This is a genomic window from uncultured Traorella sp. (genome assembly GCF_944327115.1).
Classification (GTDB): Bacteria; Bacillota_I; Bacilli_A; order Erysipelotrichales; family Erysipelotrichaceae; genus Traorella.
Window position 1 is genome coordinate 1 of the sequence record NZ_CALVGS010000125.1, and the last position, 5,295, is coordinate 5,295.

7 protein-coding genes are annotated in these 5,295 nt (G+C 38.1%); 4 read left to right on the plus strand and 3 right to left on the minus strand.

What is annotated here, in order from left to right; all coding sequences use genetic code 11:
* Positions 1 to 184 precede the first annotated feature (184 nt).
* The 3 genes from Q0K35_RS10665 to Q0K35_RS10675 all read right to left on the minus strand — a co-directional run bounded on the left by Q0K35_RS10665 (position 185) and on the right by Q0K35_RS10675 (position 1,945).
* Positions 185 to 589 (minus strand): Hsp20/alpha crystallin family protein, encoded by a 405-nt coding sequence (locus tag Q0K35_RS10665; protein ID WP_294562847.1) that lies wholly within the window; start codon positions 587 to 589, stop codon positions 185 to 187.
* 262 nt (positions 590 to 851) lie between these two features.
* Positions 852 to 1,292 carry a VOC family protein gene (locus Q0K35_RS10670; RefSeq protein WP_294562848.1) on the minus strand — a complete coding sequence of 147 codons (441 nt, stop codon included), beginning with the start codon at positions 1,290 to 1,292 and terminating at the stop codon, positions 852 to 854.
* Positions 1,293 to 1,336: 44 nt separating this feature from the next.
* On the minus strand, positions 1,337 to 1,945 hold the full coding sequence (locus tag Q0K35_RS10675) for a YigZ family protein (RefSeq protein ID WP_294562849.1): 609 nt from the start codon (positions 1,943 to 1,945) through the stop codon (positions 1,337 to 1,339).
* A gap of 104 nt (positions 1,946 to 2,049) precedes the next feature.
* On the opposite strand from Q0K35_RS10675, the gene Q0K35_RS10680 reads away from it, so the two are divergent.
* The 4 genes from Q0K35_RS10680 to Q0K35_RS10695 form a co-directional block, all read left to right on the plus strand.
* The gene (locus Q0K35_RS10680) at positions 2,050 to 2,904 is read left to right on the plus strand and encodes a DegV family protein (RefSeq protein ID WP_294562850.1); all 855 of its coding nucleotides are present in this window, start codon (positions 2,050 to 2,052) and stop codon (positions 2,902 to 2,904) included.
* Positions 2,905 to 2,916: 12 nt separating this feature from the next.
* Positions 2,917 to 3,771: a DegV family protein gene (locus tag Q0K35_RS10685; RefSeq protein ID WP_294562851.1), complete on the plus strand. Its 855-nt coding sequence runs from the start codon at positions 2,917 to 2,919 to the stop codon at positions 3,769 to 3,771.
* Positions 3,772 to 3,775: 4 nt separating this feature from the next.
* Positions 3,776 to 4,522: a hypothetical protein gene (locus Q0K35_RS10690; protein ID WP_294562852.1), complete on the plus strand. Its 747-nt coding sequence runs from the start codon at positions 3,776 to 3,778 to the stop codon at positions 4,520 to 4,522.
* Between the two features lie 15 nt (positions 4,523 to 4,537).
* A partial coding sequence (locus tag Q0K35_RS10695) for an NAD-dependent protein deacylase (protein WP_294562853.1) occupies positions 4,538 to 5,295 on the plus strand: 758 nt, incomplete at its 3' end.

Consider the following 5,295-nt stretch of genomic DNA (forward strand, 5'->3'; position numbering starts at 1 on the left):
GGGTGTCATAATTTAAAAAAGATGGCATTATGGAGCTGGAAAAGAGCCTAAAATACCATTCTATATCTTAAAAATACCAGATAATTTGAGAAAAAGACATAAAAATAAATGCCCCATTGGAAATTGGTTTTCCAAAAAGGGCATTTTGTCAACAATCTGAAAGCCAACAAAAGTTGGCTTTACATTACTGTATCTCAATATACTTCTTTTCTTCAGCGTGCTTAACATTGCTCTTAGGAAGAGATACTTTTAATTCACCATTTGTAAATGAAGCCTTGATATCTTCTTCTTTCACATCACCGACATAGAAGCTTCGGCTGCAGTTTCCCTGATAACGTTCACGACGAATGACATGTCCTTTATCATCTTTGACTTCGTTATCGGTATTCTTATTGGCACTGATCATCAAATAACCGTCTTTCAGTTCCATGCGGATATCTTCTTTATTAAATCCCGGCAATTCCATGCTTAATTCATATTCGTTTTCTTTTTCTATAATATCAGTTCTCATGTTATTGCTGGAACGACTCATAAATGGGTCATAGAATAAATCATCAAATACAGTATTCATCGTTGGGTAGAATTTCATAAAACATCGCCTCTTTCTTTTTTTTGAATCTCAGTGATAACGCTGGGATATAAAATTCATACCTGAGTTAAGGTCCTTTCCTTAACTACACTTATATTATATCACATAATTTAGCACTGTCAAGTGTTGAGTGCTAAAAAAATTAAAAATTTTCTCTTTCTTATCTGCTTCCGCTGATGATCTTATGTCTGCATAATAGTGTTTAAAAAAAGCAGGAAACTTATTTCAGGATTCCTGCCTGTGGTTGTATTCAGTTGCAGCATTAGGGAAAGTAATGTCCTCTATCGAAACTGACAATTTCATATTCAATACCTTCAGAATCTTTGAAAAAAAGAGCATAATAATCCGAACAGTATTCTGGATAATACTGTGGAGAATGAATGATTTGTGCAGGAAGTTCTCTGATTTTCAAATATAATGAATCTACTTCGGCCGGACTGTCAACATGAAAAGCCAGATGATGTAATGCACCTGCTTTTCTTCTGCTCATTTTTTCATTTTTATAAGCTTCTCTTTGGCTGACCAGTCCGATTGAAAAATTATGATGATGGTATTCCACAATTTTATATTCATGTTCTGGAATACTATCGTATTCCTTTAATGAAAGATCAAATCCCAACAGCGGCAACAATTGATCATAAAACTTTTCTGCTCTTTTTATATCTTCAACTGTAATGTGGATATGGTCAATAATAGGCTGCATATTTTCCTCCTGATGCTTATAGTGCATCTGTTATATGATAATAGTTATATTTCACATTCAATGATCCGTTCTTTTTGATATAGATTGATGATCTTTCCTTTACTCATTTCCATGAGTTCATCTGTAATGTCATGTTCACAGATATAGGTATAGGTTACCTTTTCTTCATATTGCTTATCGAGTATCTGAATATTATGTTTAGAAAAGTAATAATCCAAGGGACCGATCAGGTCATAGGAAAAAGTACAGATATATTCCTGCATCTTTTTGGCTTCGACAAGGGTAGCGTTTTCCAGTGCCAGCGAAATACTTTTGGAATAGGCACGGATCAGTCCGCCGGCTCCCAGCTTGATTCCGCCAAAATAGCGTACTACGACTGCAACGATATTCTGCATATCATTTTTTCTTAAGCACTCCAGCATAGGAACACCTGCCGTACCGCTGGGTTCGCCATCATCACTGCTTCGTTGAAATTCACTGTGATCACCATAAATAAAAGCACTGCAATGATGATTGGCATTGGGATGCATCTTTTTGATTTTGGTGATATAGGCTTTTGCCTCTTCTTCATTATCAATGCGTTGTAAGTAAGTGATGAAGCGGCTTTTTTCAATTGTAAATTCATGAATGACTTCTTCTTTGATTCTTGGCATGTCCCTATTATAACAAAATCTTCTCTTCTTTCAAAGAGTTCAAAATTGCTTCATTAAAAGAAACGTTTGGTGTATAATAAAGGACGGAAACGAGGTAAAATAGAATGAAAGTTGCTTTTATTACAGATAGTTCATGTGGGGTTCATCCTGATAAAATGAAGGAAAAAGGAATCATCAGTCTGCCGTTGCAGATCGTGCTTCCGGATCAGGAAAATGCGTTGCTTGATTTTGTGGACGCACCACTGGAAAAAATTTACGAATATATTGAAGATGGGGTCATGATGAGCACGTCCATCCCACCGCTCGGATTGATCAACCAGACATTTAAGGACTTAAAAAATGAAGGCTATGAGGCTGTTTTCTGCATTCCGATCAATCCGGGATTAAGCAGCTGTTACAATGCGCTGCGTTTGGCTGCAGAGGAAAATGGTTTGGAATTTATTCATGTCGATGTGCATACAACGGCTATGCTGCAGCTTTATGCAATCACACGTGCCAAAGAAATGTATGATGAAGGTCAGGATCTAAACGAGATCAAAGAAAAGATCCGGAAAATGGGAGATGATGGAATGACGTTTGTTATTCCAAACGATCTGGATCATTTAAAGAAGGGCGGAAGATTAACCCCATTGGCTGCAACGCTTGCAGGTCTGTTGAAGATCAAGCCGGTATTGAAGATCGATGCCAGCTGTGATGGGAAAATTGATGTGTTTGATAAGATCAGAACGTTTAATAAAGCTGTTGAGCGTGTTGTGAAAGAATTGAAGGACCGTGGTGTGGATGACAGTTATAACATTTGGGTTGCTCACAGCAATGGTATGGAACATGCCCTTTTGACAAAAGAAAAGCTTCAGGAAGCTTTTCCGAATCATCATATTGAAATTGTTCCTCTGGTGAGCGTTATTTCTGTTCATACAGGAATTGACTGTATTGGAATACAGGCTTTCAAGAAAATATAAAGGAGGGTCGTTATGAAAGTAGCATTTGTATGTGACAGCGGTACGGGAAGAAATGTTGCACAGCTAAAGGAATTAGGTATTTATAGCTGTCCGCTGCAGATCAGTGATGAAAGTACAAATTATCTTGAGCTAGAAGATAAAAGTATTGAAGAGATTTATGATATGGTTGAAAAGCAGGTGCCTTTAAAGACGAGTCTTCCTCCGCTGGGAATGATTCATGATACGATCGCACAAATAAAGGACGACGGCTATGATACTGTTTTCTGTGTACCTATCTGCTCCGGATTATCCGGAACAGGAAATGCTTTCCGTTTAGCTTGTGAGGAAGCCGGCTTGAAGTTTATTTTTGTTGATACGCATGTGACGGCAGAAGTAGAATTTTATTGTGTGACACAGGCAAAGAAAATGTATGAAGCGGGCAAGTCGATTGATGAAATTTTAAAAGAATTGGATAAGGTGATTGCCAGTGCTTCCACGATCTTATTGCCAATGGATCTTGATCATTTGGTACGTGGCGGCCGTTTGACGCCTATGGCAGCCAAGCTGGCAGGATTTTTGAAAATTCGTCCGATCTTACGAATCGATCAGACGACAAAAGGAAAAATTGATGTCTTTGATAAGGTTCGTACGTTGAATAAAGCAATGGATCGCGTCATTTCGTTTATGAAGGAACAAGGTGTCGGTGATTTATATAATGTCTATGTTGCTTATGTAAAGGAAAAAAGCAACTGTGAGGTCATGCTGGACAAGATCAAGGCAGCCTTTCCGGGTGCTTCCGCACATTTGATCCCATTGATCAGTACCGTAGGTTGTCATACCGGTATCGGCTGTATAGCCATTCAATATTATAAACGTTTAGGAGAATAGCATTATGCAGGAAAATAAGGGGAATATTGTCAGTGGTATATTTGGGGCGCTTATTGGCGGGCTGATTGCAGCGATTCCATGGATTGCTGCCTATGTCTTCTTAAATTTGCTTTCTTCACTGGCAGCTATCTTGATTGCGATGGGTGCTTATGCAGGATATAAGAAGCTTAATGGGACTGTCAATAAAGGAACTGTCTGGATCATTGGTATCATAACATTGGTCATTGTAACGGTTGCGAATTTTGTGATCATTCCGCTTATCTATCTGGCAAGAGATGGTTTTGCACTGAATCTGACCTATTATAAATGGTTTTTCAGCTCAGATGAATTGATGACAGGAATGATCAAAGATTATGTCATTTCTATTATCTTTGCCTTTATAGGGGTACAGAGCATCATGCGTAATATAAGAAGTGATCGGGGTATAGAAGATCCTGCTTCTTATCAGAATGTGAATGAGGGCATATCTGATATAAAAAGTGTATTTTCTAAATATCATGCATTTGATAAGGGAAATGCCATATCAAAAGAAATGGTCTTAAGTGAAACAGGGAATACCCAGCTGTTCCGTACCTTATGTGCACAGCGTATCATTCGTCGTTATCGCGGTAATTATTATTATGATGAAAGAGCTGAAACTGATACTTTTTATCGTACGCGTAAGGTAGTGGCCTATGTACTTTCAATTACAGCTATCGTTCTTGTAATAACGATTTCATTGGCGATTTTGATCGTAGTTTTAACTGAATAAAGGAAGCGATGATGTATGGATGAAAAGATAGCACAGATAACTGAATGGATACAAAAGAGTGATAATATTGTTTTCTTTGGCGGTGCCGGAGTATCGACAGAATCGGGGATTCCTGATTTTAGAAGCGATCATGGAATCTATCAAAAACAATATATGTGCAATGGGCGAAGCGTGAGCCCTGAAGAATGCCTCAGCATTGATTTTGCACGCCGGCATCCGGATATTTTCTATGATTATTATATCCATGAATTTATTCATCCCAACGCTTTGCCGAATCGTGCCCATAAGGTGTTGGCCGAGTTAGAGAAGATGGGAAAATGCAAAGCGGTCATCACTCAGAATGTTGACTCTCTGCATCAGATGGCAGGAAGTAAAAATGTATTGGAATTGCATGGAACAACGGCTACATACTCTTGTGACCGCTGTCATTTACAATATACCGAAGCACAGGTATTCGACTTTTTAAAGAAGGAACAAATTCCAAGATGTATTTGTGGTGGTCTGATACGTCCGGATATCGTTTTTTATGGCGAAGCCTTACCTGCAGGTGTTTTTGAAAAAGCGATAGCTTATGTTTCTAAGTGTGACGTATTTATCGTTGCGGGAACTTCTTTAAATGTATATCCGGCAGCGAATCTTATGAATTATTATCAAGGGAATAAATGTATTTTGATCAATTTACAGAAGACGCCTTATGATGATATGGCAGACTGTGTACTGCATGAAAAATGTGGGGATGTATTGACACAGGTGTTTGAAAATCTTCAAAAAAA